The 18,327-nt window shown below is 71.8% G+C and carries 20 protein-coding genes and 3 pseudogenes; 9 read left to right on the forward strand and 14 right to left on the reverse strand.

The window, feature by feature from the left end:
* Positions 1 to 7 precede the first annotated feature (7 nt).
* A complete protein-coding gene (locus J7E94_RS11550; protein ID WP_215014672.1) occupies positions 8 to 1,198 on the reverse strand; it encodes an acetyl-CoA carboxylase biotin carboxylase subunit family protein in 1,191 nt (396 codons plus the stop codon).
* Between the two features lie 263 nt (positions 1,199 to 1,461).
* On the opposite strand from J7E94_RS11550, the gene J7E94_RS11555 reads away from it, so the two are divergent.
* Entirely contained in the window at positions 1,462 to 2,367 is a 906-nt protein-coding gene (locus J7E94_RS11555) for an iron-sulfur protein (RefSeq protein ID WP_215014674.1), read from the forward strand.
* Between the two features lie 108 nt (positions 2,368 to 2,475).
* Here J7E94_RS11555 and J7E94_RS11560 read toward each other — a convergent pair whose 3' ends face one another.
* Positions 2,476 to 3,498, reverse strand: coding sequence for an ABC transporter substrate-binding protein (locus J7E94_RS11560; RefSeq protein ID WP_215014676.1), 1,023 nt, complete (start codon positions 3,496 to 3,498; stop codon positions 2,476 to 2,478).
* Between the two features lie 149 nt (positions 3,499 to 3,647).
* Here J7E94_RS11560 and J7E94_RS11565 point away from each other — a divergent pair, with 149 nt between their 5' ends.
* Genes J7E94_RS11565 through J7E94_RS11575 form a run of 3 tightly spaced genes read left to right on the forward strand, consistent with a single transcriptional unit; the run spans position 3,648 to position 6,611 of the window.
* A complete protein-coding gene (locus tag J7E94_RS11565; protein WP_215014678.1) occupies positions 3,648 to 4,721 on the forward strand; it encodes an iron ABC transporter permease in 1,074 nt (357 codons plus the stop codon).
* Complete coding sequence (locus J7E94_RS11570) at positions 4,718 to 5,773, forward strand: iron chelate uptake ABC transporter family permease subunit (RefSeq protein ID WP_215014680.1); 1,056 nt, start codon at positions 4,718 to 4,720, stop codon at positions 5,771 to 5,773. Before J7E94_RS11565 ends, J7E94_RS11570 begins: the two co-directional genes overlap by 4 nt.
* Position 5,774: 1 nt before the next feature.
* Positions 5,775 to 6,611 carry an ABC transporter ATP-binding protein gene (locus tag J7E94_RS11575; protein ID WP_215014682.1) on the forward strand — a complete coding sequence of 279 codons (837 nt, stop codon included), beginning with the start codon at positions 5,775 to 5,777 and terminating at the stop codon, positions 6,609 to 6,611.
* A 34-nt stretch (positions 6,612 to 6,645) separates the two neighbouring features.
* Here the strand turns inward: J7E94_RS11575 and J7E94_RS35915 are convergent, their stop codons facing one another.
* Positions 6,646 to 6,951: a hypothetical protein gene (locus J7E94_RS35915; RefSeq protein WP_374224426.1), complete on the reverse strand. Its 306-nt coding sequence runs from the start codon at positions 6,949 to 6,951 to the stop codon at positions 6,646 to 6,648.
* 207 nt (positions 6,952 to 7,158) lie between these two features.
* Between J7E94_RS35915 and J7E94_RS35920 the strand changes: the two genes are divergently transcribed.
* Positions 7,159 to 7,485 carry an ArsR/SmtB family transcription factor gene (locus J7E94_RS35920; RefSeq protein ID WP_374224429.1) on the forward strand — a complete coding sequence of 109 codons (327 nt, stop codon included), beginning with the start codon at positions 7,159 to 7,161 and terminating at the stop codon, positions 7,483 to 7,485.
* 147 nt (positions 7,486 to 7,632) lie between these two features.
* Here the strand turns inward: J7E94_RS35920 and J7E94_RS11590 are convergent.
* From J7E94_RS11590 to J7E94_RS11605, 4 genes and pseudogenes are all read right to left on the reverse strand, one after another.
* Positions 7,633 to 8,242 (reverse strand): annotated as a pseudogene (locus J7E94_RS11590) (aquaporin); the annotation flags it as partial.
* Positions 8,242 to 8,391 (reverse strand): annotated as a pseudogene (locus J7E94_RS11595) (ArsR/SmtB family transcription factor); the annotation flags it as partial. The pseudogenes J7E94_RS11595 and J7E94_RS11590, both read right to left, overlap by 1 nt.
* A 19-nt stretch (positions 8,392 to 8,410) precedes the next feature.
* Positions 8,411 to 9,262, reverse strand: coding sequence for a glycosyltransferase family 2 protein (locus tag J7E94_RS11600; protein ID WP_215014684.1), 852 nt, complete (start codon positions 9,260 to 9,262; stop codon positions 8,411 to 8,413).
* An 85-nt stretch (positions 9,263 to 9,347) separates the two neighbouring features.
* The gene (locus tag J7E94_RS11605) at positions 9,348 to 9,542 is read right to left on the reverse strand and encodes a DUF2795 domain-containing protein (RefSeq protein WP_215014686.1); all 195 of its coding nucleotides are present in this window, start codon (positions 9,540 to 9,542) and stop codon (positions 9,348 to 9,350) included.
* A 326-nt stretch (positions 9,543 to 9,868) separates the two neighbouring features.
* Between J7E94_RS11605 and J7E94_RS11610 the strand changes: the two genes are divergently transcribed.
* The 4 genes and pseudogenes from J7E94_RS11610 to J7E94_RS34420 all read left to right on the forward strand — a co-directional run.
* On the forward strand, positions 9,869 to 10,144 hold the full coding sequence (locus J7E94_RS11610; protein ID WP_215014688.1) for an isoamylase early set domain-containing protein: 276 nt from the start codon (positions 9,869 to 9,871) through the stop codon (positions 10,142 to 10,144).
* 50 nt (positions 10,145 to 10,194) lie between these two features.
* Positions 10,195 to 10,989, forward strand: a complete 795-nt coding sequence (locus J7E94_RS11615) for a VOC family protein (RefSeq protein ID WP_308344904.1) — start codon at positions 10,195 to 10,197, stop codon at positions 10,987 to 10,989.
* Between the two features lie 230 nt (positions 10,990 to 11,219).
* A complete protein-coding gene (locus tag J7E94_RS11620; protein WP_215014691.1) occupies positions 11,220 to 11,423 on the forward strand; it encodes a hypothetical protein in 204 nt (67 codons plus the stop codon).
* 32 nt (positions 11,424 to 11,455) lie between these two features.
* A pseudogene (locus tag J7E94_RS34420) lies at positions 11,456 to 11,599 on the forward strand (serine protease); the annotation flags it as partial.
* Between the two features lie 55 nt (positions 11,600 to 11,654).
* Here J7E94_RS34420 and J7E94_RS11625 read toward each other — a convergent pair.
* From J7E94_RS11625 to J7E94_RS11655, 7 genes are all read right to left on the reverse strand, one after another.
* Positions 11,655 to 12,149, reverse strand: a complete 495-nt coding sequence (locus J7E94_RS11625) for a DUF3618 domain-containing protein (RefSeq protein ID WP_215014693.1) — start codon at positions 12,147 to 12,149, stop codon at positions 11,655 to 11,657.
* On the reverse strand, positions 12,146 to 12,559 hold the full coding sequence (locus J7E94_RS11630) for a phage holin family protein (RefSeq protein ID WP_215014695.1): 414 nt from the start codon (positions 12,557 to 12,559) through the stop codon (positions 12,146 to 12,148). The genes J7E94_RS11625 and J7E94_RS11630 overlap by 4 nt, the downstream gene beginning before the upstream one ends.
* 113 nt (positions 12,560 to 12,672) lie before the next feature.
* Entirely contained in the window at positions 12,673 to 13,704 is a 1,032-nt protein-coding gene (locus tag J7E94_RS11635) for a YihY/virulence factor BrkB family protein (protein ID WP_215014697.1), read from the reverse strand.
* Positions 13,705 to 13,867: 163 nt separating this feature from the next.
* Positions 13,868 to 15,196 carry a TfuA domain-containing protein gene (locus J7E94_RS11640; RefSeq protein ID WP_215014699.1) on the reverse strand — a complete coding sequence of 443 codons (1,329 nt, stop codon included), beginning with the start codon at positions 15,194 to 15,196 and terminating at the stop codon, positions 13,868 to 13,870.
* Positions 15,197 to 15,246: 50 nt separating this feature from the next.
* Positions 15,247 to 16,422, reverse strand: a complete 1,176-nt coding sequence (locus tag J7E94_RS11645; protein WP_215014702.1) for a YcaO-like family protein — start codon at positions 16,420 to 16,422, stop codon at positions 15,247 to 15,249.
* 20 nt (positions 16,423 to 16,442) lie between these two features.
* Complete coding sequence (locus J7E94_RS11650) at positions 16,443 to 17,252, reverse strand: ABC transporter permease (protein ID WP_215014704.1); 810 nt, start codon at positions 17,250 to 17,252, stop codon at positions 16,443 to 16,445.
* Positions 17,253 to 17,256: 4 nt separating this feature from the next.
* Complete coding sequence (locus tag J7E94_RS11655; protein WP_215014706.1) at positions 17,257 to 18,198, reverse strand: ABC transporter ATP-binding protein; 942 nt, start codon at positions 18,196 to 18,198, stop codon at positions 17,257 to 17,259.
* Positions 18,199 to 18,327: the final 129 nt, after the last annotated feature.

The raw sequence follows: 18,327 nt of genomic DNA on the forward strand, positions 1-18,327 counted from the left end.
GCCTGCGTCACGGAGTGATCTCCCAGCGCTGAGCGGCGAGGAAGCCGGCGGCGACACGGTCGACGGTCCCCTGGTCCGTGCCGGTGGCCCGCAGGACGCCGAGGTAGTCCCGGTTGGTGTGGTGCAGCTGGTGCGTCTCGCCCACCTCGCGCAGGGGCCGGTACGTGAGCCGCACGCCGTCCACGACCAGATCGGCGGCGGCGGGCGCGGCCGTCAGCGTGCCCGCGCGCTCGGCGCACGGGTACTCCAGCCGGGCCGCGCCGTCGTCGCGGGCACCCAGGTCCGCGGGCAGCGGCTCTCCGAGGTGGGTCCGCAGGACGAGCTCGAAGAGCGGGATCCCGAGCAGCTGCGCCAGCAGCAGATCGCACTGGTCGCCGATGGCCCGGTAGTTGACCTCGATGATGCGGGCGCTGCCCTCGTGCACCGCGAACTCGGTGTGGCAGATGCCGAAGCCGATGCCGAGGGCGTCGAGCTGGGCGAGGACCTGCGCGACGACCGGTGCGGGATGCGCCCGGACGAAGGTCATCCGCTCCTCGATGAAGTAGGGCGGGGCGGAGAGTTCGGTGTGGAATCCGCCCAGGACGTGGCGGGTGCTGCCGTCTCCGAGCGTCTCCAGCGTGTACAGCTCACCGGCGAGGTATTCCTCGACGACGAGTGCCGCCCCGGGCCGCCGCGCCTGGATCTCCTTGCAGCGCAGCACCAGTTCCTCGGGCCCCTCGACGAGGACCACGTCCTCGCTGGCCACTCCCTCGCGCGGCTTGACCACGCACGGGTAGGGCACGTCGGACCGGGTCAGCTCGGCGGCGTCGTCCCCCGCGGCGAGTTCGGTGGACCACACGGAGTCGGCGCCGGTCGCGGTGAGGTGGCGGCGCATGTGCGCCTTGTCCTTTGTACGCAGCGCGGCCTGCCAGCTCTTGGCCGGGAGGCCGAAGTACTCGGCGGCCAGGGCGGCCTGCGTCTGCAGGTGATCGCTGTTGGCGAACACGGCGTCAGGCGCGTGGTGGGTCGATATCCGGGTGATGACGGCGCGGAAGTCGCGTACGTCGCAGTGCAGGACCTCGATGTCCGGGTACGTCCGGCGGTGGGCCTCGGGCTCGTCCGTGAGCAGGGTGACCGCGAGACCGAGCCGGGCGGCGGCGGGGAGGAAGCCTTCGGTCACCGAGTCGGTGGGGTTGAGGGCGAGCAGGTACAACCGCATGGGCGGTGACCCCTTCCGAGTCGAGGAGGTGGCGAGCGGCAAAGCCACTGGTCGGCGGCAGGTCGCCGACAGCTGAAAAGATCCGTTGACAGACTTAGGTTAGGCAACCCTTAGCCAATAACTCAAGCCCTGTCTCACCCTTTTGACGCAGCCTCGATTGATCACATCTGATCACAGAAGTTAAGGTAAGGCTTACCTGCCCTTCCCGTTCTTCCTGTTCTTGGTGTCTCGATTCGGCACCGCCCGCACCTGAGGGAACACCGATGACCACGACCCTGGACGCCGCCGCGGCCGGTGCCGCCGTGAGCGCGGCCCGCGCTCTCGCCTCCCTCTACCTGCGCCTCGCGGGGTCGTGCGAGGCGCTGAGCCTGCGGGTCGCGGGCGCCGACGGCACGCCGCCGGCGGCGGCGGGAACGACGGGGACGGGAACGGCGCTGACGGGAACGACGGTGACCGGAGCGGACTTGGCGCAGCGGCCAGAGCCGCTGGATGCCTTCGTCGACGCCGAGTCGGCCCGCATCCGGGAGCGGCACGGGCACACCCCGCGCAGGGATGTCGCAGCCTCCCGCGCCCTGCACGACTACCTCTGGTCCGTCAGTCTGCTGATGAGCGGCGCCTGGTACCTGGAGCGGCGCGTTCCGCGCATCCGCCCTTCGGAGATCCGACTGGACCTCGCCACGGGCGTGTTCGAGGTCACCGCCGGCTCCGGATTCGCCTGCCTGCCGGATGACCCGGCGGCGGCCTCACCGTCGTCCGGCATCCGCGTGGTCGGCGACGAGGAGGCGCTGCGCGCGGAGTTGCGGGCCGCCGTCGTCGACCACATGCGTCCGCTGCTGACAGCGATCGGCCCCTGCGCCCGGCGCGGGCCGCGCGCCCTGTGGGGCATGGCGGCGGACGACCTGGTCTCCGGTATCTGGTACCTCGGGCGCATGCTCGGGCAGGAGGAGCGGGCCGTGAGCGCCGCGACCGATCTGCTTCCGACGGCCATGGCGCCGTTTCCCGGGGGCGCGGACTTCCGCCGGCTGTCGGGCCGGGAGGGACGGCGGTACCCGACCCGCACGCGGCTCGGGTGTTGCCTCTACTACGCGCTCGACGCGGCCCTGCCGTGCGGCACGTGCCCGCGCACCTGTGACGCGGAGCGGCTGCGGCGGCTGGAAGACGGGGGATGACTCCTCGCCCACCGCGAAAGCCCCGGGGAACGAGCGCGGGCCGGCACCGCAGGCGTACGGGTTCGTACGCCTGCGGTGCCGGCCCGGACGGGACGGGTCAGCCGCGGGTCACTTGGCGGGGTCGACCTTGAAGGTCTTCGCCAGGTCGTCGAGGACCATGTCGGCGCCCTGAAGGGAGACGGAGGTCATCCAGGTGGCGTCGTCGACCTCGTGGACGTTGCCCTTCTGCACCGCGTTCAGGCGCTGCCACAGCGGGTTGGCCGTGAACTTCTTCTTGCGCTCCTCGCCACCCGAGAAGGTCGTCAGGAAGATGTGGTCGGCGTCGGCCTGCTGGATCTGCTCTTCGCTGATCTCGATGTTGAACTTCTCGGTGTCGCGCTGGTTCTCCGGCCGGGTCAGGCCCATGTCCGCCAGGATGATGCCGCTGAAGGTCTTGGGCAGGTAGATCCGGGTGGGGCCGTCGACGAATCGCGTGACGGAGAGGGTCGGCTTGCCGCCGTCGCCGCTGCCGCCGCCCTGGGCGTTGATGGCGTCACCGATCTTCTTGGCGCGGGTCTCGTACGCCGTCAGCTTGGCCTTGGCCTTCTCCTCCTGGCCGAGCGCCTGGCCGAGGAAGGTGATGTTCTCCTTCCAGATCGGGCCGGTCGTCTTGACGAAGACGGTCGGCGCGATCTTGCTCAGCTGGTCGTACAGGTCCGCGTGGCGGACGGTCGCCGAGACGATGAGGTCCGGCTTGAGGGCGGCGATCGCCTCGAGGTTCGGGCTGTCGAGCGGGCCGACGTCCTTGGTCTCCTTCACCGCGTCACCGAGGTACGCCGGGAAGCCCTTCTGGTCGCGGTAGGAGCCGATGCCGCCGACCAGCGGGGTGTCCAGTGCGACGACGGCCTCGACCAGGCTGTTGTCCAGCGCCACGACCCGCTTGGGCTTGGTCTTGACCTCGGTGGCACCCTTGTCGTGGGTGATGGTGCGGGGGAAGCCGGAGTCGGCCGCGGCGGGCTTGTCCGAGGCGTCCGAGGCGGCCTTGCCGTCACCACTGCCGCCGCCGCAGGCTGCCAGCGAGAAGGCCAGGGCTGCCGTGAGGGCGGCTGCGGCGATCCGGCCGGGCCGGCGGCGCTGAGCAAAGGTGTTCATCGGGTTTCTCCAAATGAGAGGGCAGTACAGAGGGTGAAACTTAGGCAAGGCTTACCTGTGGAGTGCTGTGAGAATAGCGGCTCTCCGTGGCCGGATCCACCCCGGGGGTGAGCACCACATTCGGTTAGGCATCCCTTACCTTTGTGAGCGTGACCCTCAAGCCCGTCGACGCAGGGGTGGCCGTCGCAGCCCACCGCCCCGCTCCACCTCCCCCCGCACCGCGGCGCATTGCCACCCGCGCCGCCGTGACGGCGGTTCTCCTCACCGCCGTTCTCGCCGCCGTCTGCGCCTCGCTCGCCATCGGCACCAAGGCCGTACCGCTCTCCGACGTGCTCACCGCGATAGGCGGCGGCACCGAGGGGGACGCCGTGGTGATCCGCGAACTGCGCATGCCGCGCACCTTCCTCGGCCTGCTCGTCGGCCTTTCACTGGGGGCGGCCGGAGCGGTCGCCCAGGACATCACCCGTAATCCGCTGGGCGATCCGGGCCTGATCGGCATCAGCGCCGGCGGCGCCTTCGCCGTCGCCGCGAGCATCGGAGCCCTGGGTCTGACGAGCCCGTACGAGTACATCTGGTTCGCGTTCCTCGGCGCCGCACTGGCCGGAATGCTCGCCTACGCCGTGGGCGGGACCGGATACGGCGGCGCCACCCCGGCCAAACTCGCCCTCGCCGGCGCGGCGGTCACCGTACTGCTCGACGCGGGCACCAACACGCTCGTCCTGCTGGATGTCCGCACCCTGGACCAGTACCGCTTCTGGGCGGTCGGCTCCCTCGCCGGCCGCGACGCCCAACTGGGCCTGCAACTGCTGCCGTTCGTGGCCGTCGGGCTGCTGCTGTCCATCGGGCTCAGCGGCCGGCTCAACGCCCTCGCGCTCGGCGACGACCTCGCCAGCAGCCTCGGTACGAAGGTCAGGACGACCCGGGCGCTGGGCGCCGTGGCCGTCATCCTGCTCGCGGGCGCCGCCGTCGCCGCCGCGGGCCCCGTGACCTTCATCGGCCTGGTCGTCCCGCACGTCGTACGGGCCTTCACCGGCCCCGACGCCCGCTGGCTCGTGCCCTGTTCGGCACTGGGCGGCGCGGCCCTCATGCTGACCGCGGACGTCGTGGGGCGGATGGTCGCCCGCCCCGGCGAGCTGGAGGCCGGCGTCGTCACCGCGCTGCTCGGTGCCCCGTTCCTCGCCTTCCTCGTCAAGCGGGGAAAGCTCAAGGAGCACACCGGATGAGCCTCTTGAAGTTCGAGAGCGGGCCGGTCGGCCTCGCCGTGCGGCCCCGCGTCGCCGTCGCGGTCCTCGCGCTGGCCGTCACCGGATGCGCGGCGCTCGTCGTCTCGGTGTCCCTCGGCACGTACGCCATCCCGGTCGGTGACGTGCTCGGCGCCGTCCTCGGCACCGGCGACGGCGCCGCCGGCCTGATCATCCACCAACTACGGCTGCCCCGCGCCCTCACCGCGCTGCTGGTCGGCGCCGCCTTCGGTCTCGCGGGAGCCGTCTACCAGGCCGTCACCCGCAACTCCCTGGCCAGCCCCGACCTCATCGGCATCGCGGCCGGCTCCGGAGCCGGCGCGGTCACCGCCATCCTGATCGGCGGGGTCACCGCCGCCGGAGCCGGCACCTTCGGCGCCGTGCCGTTCGGCGCCCTCGCCGGCGCCCTGCTCACCTCCGCCGCCATCTACCTGCTCGCCTACCGCGACGGCACCATCACCGGCTACCGGTTCGTCCTCGTCGGTCTCGCCGCGAACGGCGCCCTGATGGCGCTGACCCGCTGGATGCTGGCCCGCGCCGACATCGACCAGGCCTCCCGCGCCATGGTCTGGCTCACCGGCAGCCTCAACGGCCGCGGCTACGAGCACGTCCAGTGGTCCGGGCTCGCGCTCGCGGTCCTGATGCCCCTCACCCTGGCGCTGGCCCGCCCGTACCAGCTGCTCCAGTACGACGACGACACCGCGCGCAGCCTCGGCATCCCGCTGCGGCATTCCCGGATCGCGCTGCTGGTCCTCGCCACCTGCCTCACCGCCCTGGCCACTTCGGCCGCCGGGCCGATCGCCTTCGTCGCGCTCGGAGCACCGCAGATCGCCCGCCGCCTCACCGGCACCGCCGGAATCCCGCTGGTGACCAGCGCGCTCACCGGCGCGGTCCTGCTCATCCTCGCCGACCTCGCCGCCCGCGTGGTACTCGCCCCGACCGAACTGCCCGTCGGCGTCCTCACCGGTGCCGTGGGCGCCCCGTACCTGCTGCTGCTCCTCGCCCGGGCCAACCGGGCCGGAAAGGGAGGCTGACATGACCGCCCCGCTGACCGTCGCCGCGACCGACACCCGCCCCGCCGCGCTGCACGGTTCCGGCCTCCGACTGGGCTACGGCGACCGGATCGTCGCCGAGGACCTCGACCTGCCGATTCCGGCGGGCCGGGTCACCGCCCTCGTCGGCCCGAACGCCTGCGGCAAGTCCACCGCCCTGCGCGCGCTGGCCCGGCTGCTCAAGCCGGCCGACGGCACCATCCTGCTGGACGGCGAGGACATCTCCTCGCTGTCCGCCCGGGACTTCGCCCTGCGCCTCGCCCTGCTGCCGCAGACCCCCAGCGCGCCGGACGGCATCACCGTACGGGACCTGGTGGCCCGCGGCCGCACCCCGCACCAGCGCTGGTGGCGCCAGTGGTCCTCGGCCGACGAGACAGCCGTGGACGCGGCCCTCGCGGCCACCGGTTCGACGGAGCTCGCGCACCGCTCCATCGACGAGCTCTCCGGCGGCCAGCGCCAGCGGGTGTGGATCGCGATGGCCCTCGCCCAGGACACCTCCGTACTGCTGCTGGACGAGCCGACCACCTACCTCGACCTCGCCCACCAGGTCGACGTCCTCGAACTGGTCGCGCAGCTCAACCGCTCCGAAGGCCGCACCGTCGTGATGGTCCTGCACGAACTCAACCTGGCCTGCCGCTACGCCGACCACCTCATCGCGATGCGCGACGGCCGCGTGGTGGCCGCCGGGCCGCCCTCGGAGATCGTCACCCCGGAACTCGTCCACGAGGTCTTCGGCCTGCGCGCCGCGGTCATCGAGTGCCCCGTGGCCGGCACCCCGCTGGTCATCCCCGAAGGAGGCCGCCGCACCGAGATCGTCTGAGGGGGCGGCGCAGGACCGGTGTGCGGCAAGGCGATCAGCAGCTTCCGGAGGAAGCCGGGGCGCCGACGCCGATCCGGAGGGCGGTCGCGGCGGGGGCGGCGCAGCAGCCGCCGTTGTCCTCGGCGGCCTCGGGCTGGTCGAAGAGGCCCGCGCCGCCGCAGACTCCGGTCTCGGGCAGGGTGAGTTCGACGCGCTCGGCGGCCTCACGGTCACCCGCGAGAGCGGCGGCGATGGACCGGACCTGCTCGTAGCCGGTCATGGCGAGGAAGGTCGGAGCGCGGCCGTAGGACTTCATGCCGACCAGGTGGACGCCGGTCTCCGGGTGGGACAGCTCCTTCACCCCGTGCGGGTAGACCGTGCCGCAGGAGTGCTGGTTCGGGTCGATCAGCGGGGCCAGGCCGGCCGGGGCCTGGAGGCGCTCGTCGAGACCGAGGCGCAGCTCGGAGAGGAAGGACAGGTCCGGGCGGAATCCCGTCAGACCGATGACCTCGTCGACCGGGTCGAGCCGGCGGCCGTCCTCCCCGACGAGGACCAGGCGGCCGTCGGCATCCTCCTCGACTCCCCGGGTGCGGAAGCCGGTGACCGCGTCCGCGTGGCCGCCCTCGACGGCGGCCTTGGCGGCAAGGCCGAGCGCACCGCGGGCCGGGAGCTCATCGGCCGCGCCGCCACCGAAGGTGGCGGGGAAGCCTGCGTGTGCGACATCTCGGACGTCGGCGTCTCGCAGCCGACCGTCTCCCACCACCTGAAGAAGCTCAAGGACGCCGGCCTGCTGTCCTCCGAACGGCGCGGCACCTGGGTGTACTACCGGGTCGAGCCCGCCGTCCTGGCGGCGATGGGTGCACTGCTGACCACCGCCGGCACGAAGGCGCCCTGACACGTGTGCGCCCGACGGCCGACCGTGAGTCGGGGCCGTGGCCGCCGAGCGTGGGCTGCTGCCGCACACCCCTGCCGGATCGGGCAGCGCGCACGCTGGGCGAGATCGGCGGCGATCCGGGCGCCGGAGCTGCCGCCTCCTGGACGATCACGCGTCGGCCCGTGGACGCGTGGGGGCTGCGGTGGTTGACGGTGTGGAGCTGCGTGCCGGTGGCAGCATGAAGACGACCGCGACGAGGGCCGGGCCCACGACCGCGCCCAGCAGCTGCACCGCCACGAACGCCGGGACCGAGGCCGGGGCGATGCCCGCGAAGGTGTCGGTGAACGCCCGGCCGATGGTCACGGCGGGGTTCGCGAAGGACGTGGACGAGGTGAACCAGTACGCCGCGCCGATGTACGAGGCGACCGCGACCGGCGCGAACCGGAGCCGGTCGGTGCGGGCCAGGCCGAAGATCAGCAGGATCAGCCCGGCCGTCGCGACGACTTCGCCGAGCAGCATGGCCGGCGGAGCGGTCGTGCGTGGACCACTTCACCAGCGGCTCCCCGGACATCGCGTCGGCCGGCACGGGGCCCGCGATCGCGCCGACGATCGGCGACGGCACGTAGACGGCCGGCTCGCGGGCGGTGACGCCCGGCCCGCCGCGTCGGGCCGTCCACCACTCGGCGAGTGTGACCGCCGGGTTGAAGTGGGCGCCGGAGACCGGGTCCAGCAGGGCGATGAGGACGCCGAGGCCGAACACCGTGGCGGTGGAGTTGGCGGCTCGGTGTCCACGACCCCGGCTTCGCGCAGCACCTTGAGGTGGTGGGAAAGGTTGGTCTGCTTCGCGCCGGTCTCCTCGACCAGGTGCGTGGTGCAGAGCGTCTCCCGGGCGAGCAGGGTCACGATGTTGAGCCTGAGGGGGTCGGCCGGACTCCGCCTGCCGCGTTCAGTCGAGGCGGCGGGCCGCGGCCTCGAGCGCCGGGGGCAGCGGCCGCCGGCAGCGCAGCGCCGCGGGGAGCCTCGCGAGCAGTTCCCGCAGCTCCCGGCGGGCCTGCGGATCGCGACCGGCCGCGGCGGCCAGGACGAGGCTGTGCCGCAGGGCAACGGCCGGCGGGCGGCGCATCCAGGCGGTCAGCGCGGCGTTGCGGAGCTGGACGGCAGGCCGTCCGGCCCGTACGCCCGTGGGACGGTGCACCGCCACCACGTCGGGAGAGTGGCACACCCCCCACCCGGACGCGGCCATGTCGTAGGCGAGGAGCGTCTCCTCCCCGCCGAAGAACAGCACCGGGTGGTAGCCGCCGGCGTCCAAGTAAGCCTGGCGCCGGACGACGGCGGCGCAGGCCAGGAACCCGAGGACCTGCGGCCCGGGGAGATCGGCGGTCCGCCCGAGCGGAGAGCCCGCCAGCATGGCGTTCAGCGGATCCGGTACGCCGCCAGGCCCCACGGCGATGCGCGCCGCGAGCAGCCCGAGCCGGGGATGGGAGTCCAGCAGCCGCTCGGCCGTGCCCAGCGCGCCGGGCTCCCACCAGGAGTCGTCGTCGCTGAAGGCCACGTACGGCGTCCGCGCGCGGCGCACGCCGAGATTGCGCCCCACCGCCCCGAGGTTCCGGCCCGTACGCAGTACGGTCACCTGGGGATGCAGACGGGTGATCGCCTCGGCGGTCCCGTCGTCCGACGCATTGTCCGTGACGATCACCGGTGGGCGCTCGGGAAGCCGGGCCAAGCGGTCCAGCGTGCAGAGCACCTGTTCCCGGCGGTTGCGTGTGATCACGACGACCGTCGTACGGGGATCGGTCACGGTCGGGCTGCCTCCACGTCGTCGGACAGGCGGTACGGCGGGGGCAGCGGTGCGTGCGCCCCGCCGCCCCCGCCGCGTCCTCGTGCTACCGCCGGCCGAAGACGGACTTCTGGACGTCGTCCGGACCGTTGAACCGGTCCTTGGACGAGGAGGCGAGTTCCTGGGTGATCTCCTCCCCGGCACCGTTCCTCTTCGCCAGCTGCACGAGGTCATCGCGCTTCGCGGGGTATTCCGCCCCCTTGAGGGCCTTCTGCACTTCGATGGGATTGACGTCTGCCATGTGCTTGTACCTCTCGGTTGAGCCGTGCCGAACGGTGTTCCGTACCGCAGGCGACTTCGCGGGCCAGGGGCCTCGGAGTGCAGGGGTACCCCGCCGCGTTGTGGGCCTCTCGGTTTCCGGCCCGGCTTCCCCCTGATGTACGGCAGACGGGCTGATGTACGGCAGACGGGCCCATCGGCCGTCAGGCCTGGTCTGGACGTGCTCGCTGGTCCGTTTGGGCGTATCGCTCGCGTTTCGCACGGGTCGCTGCCGTGGCGCCGACGTGCGGACCGCCGCCCCCGGCGCGAGGATGGGCGCGACCCCGTACACGCCGACAGGAGGCCCCCGTGCTGGAACGCAAGCGGCGCAAGGACGGCACCGAGATCACCTTCGTGATCCCCGCCGACACCCCGCCCGGCCCGGTCAGCGTCGTCGGCGACTTCAACGACTGGCGGCCCGGCGCCCACGAACTGCGGGCCCGCAAGGACGGCACGCGCGCGGTCACCGTGGCCCTTCCCGGGGAGAGCACGCACGCCTTCCGCTACCTGGCGGCCGGTGACTACTGGTTCAACGACGAGAGCGCCGACGGCCAGGAAGGCGCCAACAGCCGCCTCCACACCTGACCCAGACCCCACCGCCGTACTGCGCGGACCACGGACAGCGGAGCGTGAGCGTGGAGATCTCGACCAGGGAGGTCTTCGGTGCGCCCTGTTGGGTCAACCTGACGGCCCGCGACCTGCAGGCGGCTCAGCAGTTCTACGGAGCGGTGCTGGGCTGGCAATTCCGGCCCGGCCGCCTCGGGGAGTCGTCCACCATCGCCGAGCTGGACGGTGTGCCGGTGGCGGGCATCGGGGAGCCGGCCGGGGATCTGGCGATGGCCGCGTGGACGGTGCATTTCGCCGTCGCTGACGCCAACGTGGCCGTGGGCCGGATCCGTGAGCGCAGCGGCACGGTCGCCGTCGGTCCGGTCTCCTTCGCTTCCGGCGGCCGCGGGGCGCTCGCGGCCGACCGGGAGGGTGCCTCCTTCGGGATTTGGGAGGGTCCTGTCCGCTCTGACTGGCGGGTGGGCGCGGGCCATGCGCCGGCCTGGCTGGAGCTGCGTACGAGGGACGCCTTCGAGGCCGCGATCTTCTACGGCGGAGTGCTCGAATGGGCCACCGGCCGCGAGGGGGGCTGCGAGGTCTCATACGAGGAGGACCAGGTCGTCCTGCGGCAGTCCGGAGAGCCCGTGGCCCGTTTGAACAGCGGTCCCGTCGATGCCGCAGCCTCCGCGCCCCAGGCCCGGCCACGCTGGCACGTCCACTTCCGCGTGCCCGACCTCGACGCGGCGACCGACGCGTCCACCGCGTTCGGCGGCCGCACCCTTTCGCCTGTCGAGTCGAACGCCACCGAGCGGTGGGTCACCCTGCAAGACGCCGAGGGAGCCCTGTTCACACTCAATGCGGCTCATCCGCCGACCCCTCGCTGATCCGTCCCCGGCCCCTCCGGGCGGCGGCCCGCGGCGCCGCGCCCGGACGGACGCAACCGTCCCGTACGCGGGGTCGGGCAGGGGGCAGTCCCGCCCTGGATTTGATCGGTGGAAGGCGGGCACGCGCGAGGTGAATGCGCGGTTGTTGCCGGCGACGGACGAGCGGGTACGCAGGAGGTGCACCGATGGGCGGCGCGGACGATGACAGGCCGGAGGTACGGCGGCCTCGGATGCAGCATGAAGGCGGCACGGCGGACGAGCACGGGCGCAAGCCCGGGATCCCCTCCCGTACGGGTACCGGGGCACAGCCGCCGGCGGACGCGGAGCGGGTTGACCGGGCCAACGAGCGCCGGATCAGGAATGCACACGTACTCGGGCGGGACGTGACCGACCGGTTCGTCAGCGCCGACGAGGAGGACGACCTGCCGCAGTAGTCGAGCCCCGGTATGCGCTCGCCGGGCGGCACGGCGCGCTGTACGACGGCACGAAGGGGCTCGGCATCGCCTCCGGCGGCAACAGCAACGGCAACGGCAACGGCAGCGCCGGGGGAACGACGTTCTACCAGCCCGTGCCCGAGGCGCTCGCCACGTACAAGGTCTCGCTGTACTGACCTACCCGCCCAGGTGCCGGCCGGGGCTGCTCCCCCGGCCGGCCGCGTGGCCCGTTCACTTGCACTCCCGGCTCCGGCGCACCAGCAGGAAGACGACCAGGACGGCGCCGGCCGCGAGCAGCCGGGTCCGGTTGGCCCGCGCCGCGGCGGCGGCCTGCCCGGCCCGTTCCCGCACCGAGTCGGGCGTCTTCTCGTACGCCAGGTGTCCGGCATGGGCCGTGGCCGCGCGAATCTGCCCGCCGGCGTGGGCCGCCTTCTCCACGACCGGTTCGGGGGTCTTGTCCCGCACCAGCTGTGCGGCGTGTTCGACCTTCTCCCGGATCTCCCCGGTGACCAGGGCGGCCTTCCCCGCGGCGTGCTCCTTGACGGCTGCTGCCTTCCCCGCAGCCTGCTCCTTGACGGTGGCCGCCTTCTCCCTCGCCTGGGCCTTGACGTCGGCCTTGGCCGCCAGTGCCTCGACGGTCTGGCCGAGCTCATCGCGGGTGTGCTCGACCTGCCGGCGCAGTTCCTCGGCGGTGGGGGTGGATTCGTTGTGCGGCTCGCTGTTCATCGGTGTGCCTTCTCCTTGATCTCGGCCACATCGGCCTTGACGCTCTCGATGGTCTGCTCGGGCGCCGGCGCACCGGCCTTCGCGATCTGCTTCTTCCCGGCCAGCGCGACCACGGCGGCGGTGACGGCCAGCACCGCGGCGACGATCAGAGCCGAAGCCCACACCGGGAGCACCAGGGCCAGTGCGGCGATACCCGCCGCCACCAGGGCCTGAGCTGCCAGAATGCCGAGAAGACCAGCTCCGCCGAACAGGCCGCCGCCGGTCCCGAACCGCTTCCCCTTCTGGGTCATCTCCGCCCGCGCGAGCTGCATCTCCTCGCGAACCAGCTCCGAGATCTGCTGTGACGCCCGCGAAAGCAGCACGCCCACCGAGTCATCGGCGGCACTGGTCCGCTGCTCAGTCGTACTCACGATTCGTCCACCTCCGCCTTGGCTTGATCAGGAACGATGCACCTCGTGTGGTTGTCCCGCCACACCGCGACTACCCCGCAACCGGCGGGTCACCCGCCGGCAACGGCCGGCGTTCACTCCATGCGGCGGCGGTCCTCGGCACTCCACGCCCTGGTGTCGCGGGGCTCCACGTAGGGCTCCTCGTCCTTGGGCAGCCCGCCGGCGATGGCGCGCTGACGGACCAGCTCCGCGTCGAACTCCAGACCGAGGAGGATGGCGAGATTCGTGATCCACAGCCACACCAGAAAGACGATCACACCCGCGACCGTGCCGTACGTCTTGTTGTAGGAGGCGAAGTTCGCGACGTAGAACGCGAAGGCCGCCGAGGCGATCATCCAGATCACCAGGGCCAGGAAGCTGCCGGGGGTCACCCACTTGAATCCCCGGCCCTTGGCGTTCGGCGCGGCCCAGTACAGGATCGCGATCATGATCGTGACCAGGAGCACCAGGACCGGCCATTTCGCGATCGACCACACCGTCAGCGCACTGTCGCCGATCCCCAGGGCGGCGCCGGCCTCCCGGGCCAGGCCTCCGGTGAAGACCACGATCAGCGCGCCGGCGCAGGCGAGGACCATCAGGGTCACGGTCAGCGCGAGGCGCAGCGGCAGGGTCTTCCACACCGGACGGCCCTCGGGCACGTCGTAGACGGCGTTCGAGGCGCGGATGAAAGCGGCGATGTAGCCGGAGGCGGACCACACCGCCACGACCAAGCCTACGACCGCCAGCACCGACCCGACACCGCTGCGGCCCTGCAACTGCTGCACCGCATCACTGATCACGTCCCGGACCGAGCCGGGGGCCAGCTTCTGCAGGTTGTCCAGCACCCGCTGGGTCGTGGACTCCCCCGCGATACCCAGAAGGGACACCAGGACCAGGAGGGCCGGGAACACCGCCAGCACCGCGTAATAGGTCAAGGCCGCGGCACGGTCGGCCAGCTCGTCGTTCGTGAACTCCTTCACCGTCCCGCGCAGGACGGCCCCCCACGACCGTTTCGTCAGTTCGGTGGGCTCATCGGGGGCCCGCCCCTCCGGGCCCGCACCGCCTTTCTTCCCGGTGTCCGGACGATCGACTTCGCTGCCGCGGCCTTCCTTCGAAGTGCGTCTCATAGCCTGCGGCTTTCCACGTCCGCCGCACTTATGCCCGTACGGCGCCATCCGGAGACCGAGCGCTCGGTCCCCGGATGGCCGGACAGCAGGCCGGCCGGGATACGGGAAGGCCGTTCTCCGGGCGAAGGCCGGCCAGCCGGCCGGACCGCTCTGGCGGCCTGCCTCAGCGCGCGGCGGCGTTCCCCCGGCTCCGGCCCCGGCGGACGTCGAAGGCGAAGAACCGCCTGACCGCGCCGCCCAGCTCGTCCGGGCCGGAGAATCCCCGTCGTGCCATTTCGGCATCCGGTGACGTACCGCGCCCCAGCCAGTGGCGCAGGAAGAGCTTCGCGCACATCTGCGGCGGCGGGACCACGAGCCTGGGCCGGGCCTCCTCCGCGGCCTCGTCGGCCCGCGCCACGAGGTCGCACCACTCCTCCCAGCGCCCGGATTCCCACAGCCGGGTCAGGACCGCCGGTCTCCAGTCGACCGACTGCCACACGGGCCACACCCGCACCATGAGCAGCCGGGCCCGCTCCTCACCGGTGAGGTGCTCGCGTTCCGGCTCCGCGAACCAGCGGGCGAGGGACTCCGGCAGCGGGGTCCGGCCGTCCAATCCCAGCCTGGCCGTCGCGTACGCCTCGACCGTCATGCCCCTGGCGGCCGCGAGGTCCGCCAGCAGACCGGTGAGGACCTCCTCGTGCAGCGCCGGATAGGCGCCGTCGAACAGCCGTGCCGCGTCCAGGACATCGAGATCCGACATCCACCGGCCGGGGACGTACTCCCTTCGGGTCCCCCGGACCAGCGCCTGGGTACGGCTGATCCCGGTGAAGGGCACATGGGCGGCGGCCGGACCGGGCGCCGCCGAGCTGCCGGCCGCGACCGCGCGGAGCGCCGCCAGGGCGTCGAGCCGCTTGAGGTCCCAGACACCGGAGCCGATGACCTCCTCCAACGTCCACAGAGCCTCGTGGTCCTGCTCCTCCACCGCCCGCTCCAGGTCCTTCCAGCCGCGATGGGTGAAGGGCAGGGCCGCGGCCGCCGCCACGATCCGTCGCCCGGACTCCACCGGGACCAGGTCCGACCCCGCTCCCTCCGCGCAGCCGTACCGGAGATTCACCAGCGCCACGGTCTGCGCCGGATAGCCCATCTCGGCCGGGCCGTGCAGCACGCCCACCTCGTCGTCCCCGTCGATCTCGCCCGAGACGTACATGGCGTGGACGGCGCCGATGCCCCGCATGCCGCAGGGCCCCAGCTCCGCGGCGCGCAGCGCGCCCATGCTCGCGGCCCCGACGACGTCCACGCCCTCGGTGAGCAGCTGCAGGATCTCCTTGTGGCCGACGGACCGCCGCTCCCGGAAGTAGCCGTCGATGATGACGGCGACGTCGCCGCGCCGCCACGGGTCCGCGAGGAGATCGCCCCGGCCGGCGGGGGGCCGGACCTCCGCCTCCGGGAGCACCGCGCGGACATCGGCGGCGGAAAGAGTCGGTCCCGCGTACACGACCACCCTGGATGCCACGACCGCACTGGACGCACTCACGCTGGGTGTACTCACGCTGGGTGTACTCACTACAGCACCTCCGGAGACACACGGCTGCCCGGTGCGACGACCTTCACGACCGGAACACCGATCTCGTCGCGGGTCAGGTCCACCACGAGAGGCGGGTGGGAGAAGGCCTCGGCCGCCTGCCGGACCACGTAGGCGAGATCACCGACCAGGCTGTCGTGCCGGGCGGGCTCCTGGACCAAGTCGCCGATGCCGGCCGCCGGGCCGGACCGGGCCCTCTTCAGGCGGTCGGTGTCCACGGCGCCGAAGTCGTCCTTCAGGTCGTCCCTGGCCCCCGCTATGTACGCGAGCCTGGCCTGAGCGGCTTCGGTCACGGCTCGGGTGAGGGCGATCGCGGTGCTGAGATGGCATCCGAAACCGAACATCGGAGCCGGGTAGTCGTGGCAGGCGACCCAGGCCAGGAAGCACGGGAGACCGGTGGGCGAGGGCACGAGGCGCACTTCGAGGGTGACGTCGGCCCGCTCGATCAGCGCGCACAGCTCCTCCGCCTCCGCCGACCCCGAGCTCCGCGGATCGACCCGTACGCCCATCTCGCCGCCCGCCGCGACGGCCGCCGTCATCGCGTCCCGCTCGATGACCTCGCAGAGCGCGTGGAGCGTGGCTTCCACCAGCGTGTTGCCGCCGGCCAGGCCGTTCGTCGACTCGAAGAACACCGGCGGGTTCCAGCCGGTGTTCTCCTCCAGGGACAGCCGGACGACGTCCACGGGGACGAACGTCCGCGCGCCGTCGACCAGCGAGCGTGCCGCCGTCCAGTCCAGGGGCAGGCCGTCGTGCAGCAGGCTCGGTGCGGAGGGCGGCAGGGCGTGGACGTCGTAGCCCAGTTCCGCGCCGATGTCGCGCGGTGCCGCCCTCCGCACGGGCGGCACCGGTTGCTCCACGTGCCAGGTCTCGACCGATTCCATCACCGCCGACAGCTTGGCCAGCTCGGGCGTCAGCCCCTTGCCCTGGGAGACGGCGAGCGTTCTGGACAGCGGCCGGACGGCCTGGAAGGTCGGAATGCCGATGGTGTCGAGCCGGGTGATGTCGGCGACCCGGGTGACACCCGCCTTCACCGCCGCACGGCTGACCATCTCCCATGTGGCCGCCGGCGGGCGGGCCCTGTTCGTCCCCGGCAGGCGGAGCACGGAGAGGTCCTGCGGGGAGGCGAGCCAGGACAGCGTGGATGCGTCGGTCTGCACGGTGAGGGACTCCCTGCGGGTCAGAGGTTCCGGGTGCGTCGCAGCAGTGCGCGGGCGGCGACGACGTTGGCGACGAGAGCGACGGCTGCGAGGACCGTCAGGGAGGGCCACGCTTTCTCCAGGCCGAAGATCGCGGCGTCGCGCATGCCGGTGACCGCGTACGACACCGGGTTCACCTTCGAGATCCACTGGAGCACGGTGGGCAGTTGCTGCGCCGTGGACAGCGACGGCGCGGCGAAGACGAGGACGGGCACCGAGACGCTGGTGAGCACCATGAAGGTGCGGTAGTCGCTGATGAGGACGGCGGCCGCGAGGTACAGCCCGTTGAAGGCCACCGACGACAGGACCAGCGCGAGCAGCAGCCAGATCCAGTGGGACGCGTGGAACGGGTAGTCGAAGATGACCGCGGCGACGACCAGGGCCAGCACGCTCTGGGCCAGCACCAGGGAGACTCCGGCCAGCAGCTTGCCGGCCAGGAAGCGCGATCGGCGCAGCGGCCAGCTCCACAGCTGGGTCGACACCCCGCTCATCTCCTCCTGGAACATGGCCATGCCGGTGGTCCCCGATGCGCTCACCACCGACATCGCCAGGACCATGGGGAGGAGGAACACGGAGAACGGAAGTGTTTCGCCCCGGTAGACGATGTTCCCGACGACGTTTCCGAGCGAGGTGTTCACCAGCAGCAGGTACACGAGCATGGGCGTCAGGCCGAGGATGAGGTTCACCCTGTTGCGGGCGAGGAGCGCGTATTCCCGGTAGAAGACGGCGGTGAAGTCGGCCGGTTTTCCTTTCCCGACCGGCGCTTTGTTCTTGAATCCCAGCTCGGTCACGGCGTCAGCCCTCATTCCCGGTCATACGGAGGAAGACCTGCTCCAGCGAGTCGGTGACGGTGGAGATTCCCGATATCGCCACTCCGGAGTCGTGGCAGTGCCGTGACAGCTGCGGCAGCACGTCCCGTACCTGGGCGTTCTCGATGCGCACCTCGGCATCGTCTGCCGTGGCCGTCAGTCCGGCCGTGCCGGCCCACTCCTTGACGACCTTCGCTCCGACCGCGTCGTCGACCTTCACCAGCAGGTGCGCGCCGCCGAACTCCCGCACGAGCTCGCTGGGCTGGGCGAAGCGCACCACCTTTCCCTTGTTGATGACCAGGACGCGCTCGGCGTTGCGCTCCAGCTCCTCGATGATGTGGCTGGTCCAGATCACGGTCATGCCGTTCTCCTCGCGCAGCCACCGTACGAACCGCTCGATCTGGTGCCGTCCGGCCACGTCCAGGCCGGCCGAGGGCTCGTCGAGGATCAGGAGTTCGGGAATGGTGAGGAGGGCCCGTACGAGCTGCAGGCGCTGGCGCTGTCCCCCGGACAGCTGGAAGACGAGCTGTGACAGGGCGTCCTTCAGACCGAGGTACTCGGCCACCTCCATCGCCCAGGGCCGGGTCGTGCGCCAGGACAGGCCCTTGAAACGCGTGGCGATGAGCAGGTTGTCCAGGGCGGAGAGCATCTCGTCGTAGGGAGCGGACTGGTGCATCGCGCCGATCCCGCTCTTGACCGCGACCGGGTCGCGGCTCGGGTCGGCGCCGAAGACCCGGATCCTCCCGGTCGTGGGAGGGGTGACGCCGCAGATCATCTTCATCAGGGTCGTCTTGCCGGCACCGTTGGGTCCCAGCAGACCGATGGTCTCGCCCTTGGCTATGTCGAACGAAATGCGGTCGACGGCCGGCGTCTCTTTCCCGCGATAACGCTTGGTGAGTTCCTCGGCGTTCACCACACCATTCACCACGATCCCTCCCCTCCACCCTGTGCTCGCTGTTTCTCAGGATTTCCGATCGTGTCGCTGCGGGTGGACGTTACGCCTGTCGGCCCCTGGTGCGACGGGTGCTGCCCAAGCTGCCGTGGAACTGCCTCTCTT

The sequence above is a fragment of the Streptomyces sp. ISL-94 genome, assembly GCF_018614075.1.
GTDB lineage: Bacteria > Actinomycetota > Actinomycetes > Streptomycetales > Streptomycetaceae > Streptomyces.

Excerpts from the sequence above, each read along its gene's own strand:
- J7E94_RS11570 (WP_215014680.1), top strand. The coding sequence starts at position 4,718 with ATGAGCCTCTTGAAGTTCGAGAGCGGGCCGGTCGGCCTCGCCGTGCGG.
- J7E94_RS11605 (WP_215014686.1), bottom strand. The coding sequence starts at position 9,542 with ATGGCAGACGTCAATCCCATCGAAGTGCAGAAGGCCCTCAAGGGGGCG.
- J7E94_RS11575 (WP_215014682.1), top strand. The coding sequence starts at position 5,775 with ATGACCGCCCCGCTGACCGTCGCCGCGACCGACACCCGCCCCGCCGCG.
- J7E94_RS11620 (WP_215014691.1), top strand. The coding sequence starts at position 11,220 with ATGCAGCATGAAGGCGGCACGGCGGACGAGCACGGGCGCAAGCCCGGG.
- J7E94_RS11550 (WP_215014672.1), bottom strand. The coding sequence starts at position 1,198 with ATGCGGTTGTACCTGCTCGCCCTCAACCCCACCGACTCGGTGACCGAA.
- J7E94_RS11625 (WP_215014693.1), bottom strand. The coding sequence starts at position 12,149 with ATGAACAGCGAGCCGCACAACGAATCCACCCCCACCGCCGAGGAACTG.
- J7E94_RS11560 (WP_215014676.1), bottom strand. The coding sequence starts at position 3,498 with ATGAACACCTTTGCTCAGCGCCGCCGGCCCGGCCGGATCGCCGCAGCC.
- J7E94_RS11635 (WP_215014697.1), bottom strand. The coding sequence starts at position 13,704 with ATGAGACGCACTTCGAAGGAAGGCCGCGGCAGCGAAGTCGATCGTCCG.
- J7E94_RS11555 (WP_215014674.1), top strand. The coding sequence starts at position 1,462 with ATGACCACGACCCTGGACGCCGCCGCGGCCGGTGCCGCCGTGAGCGCG.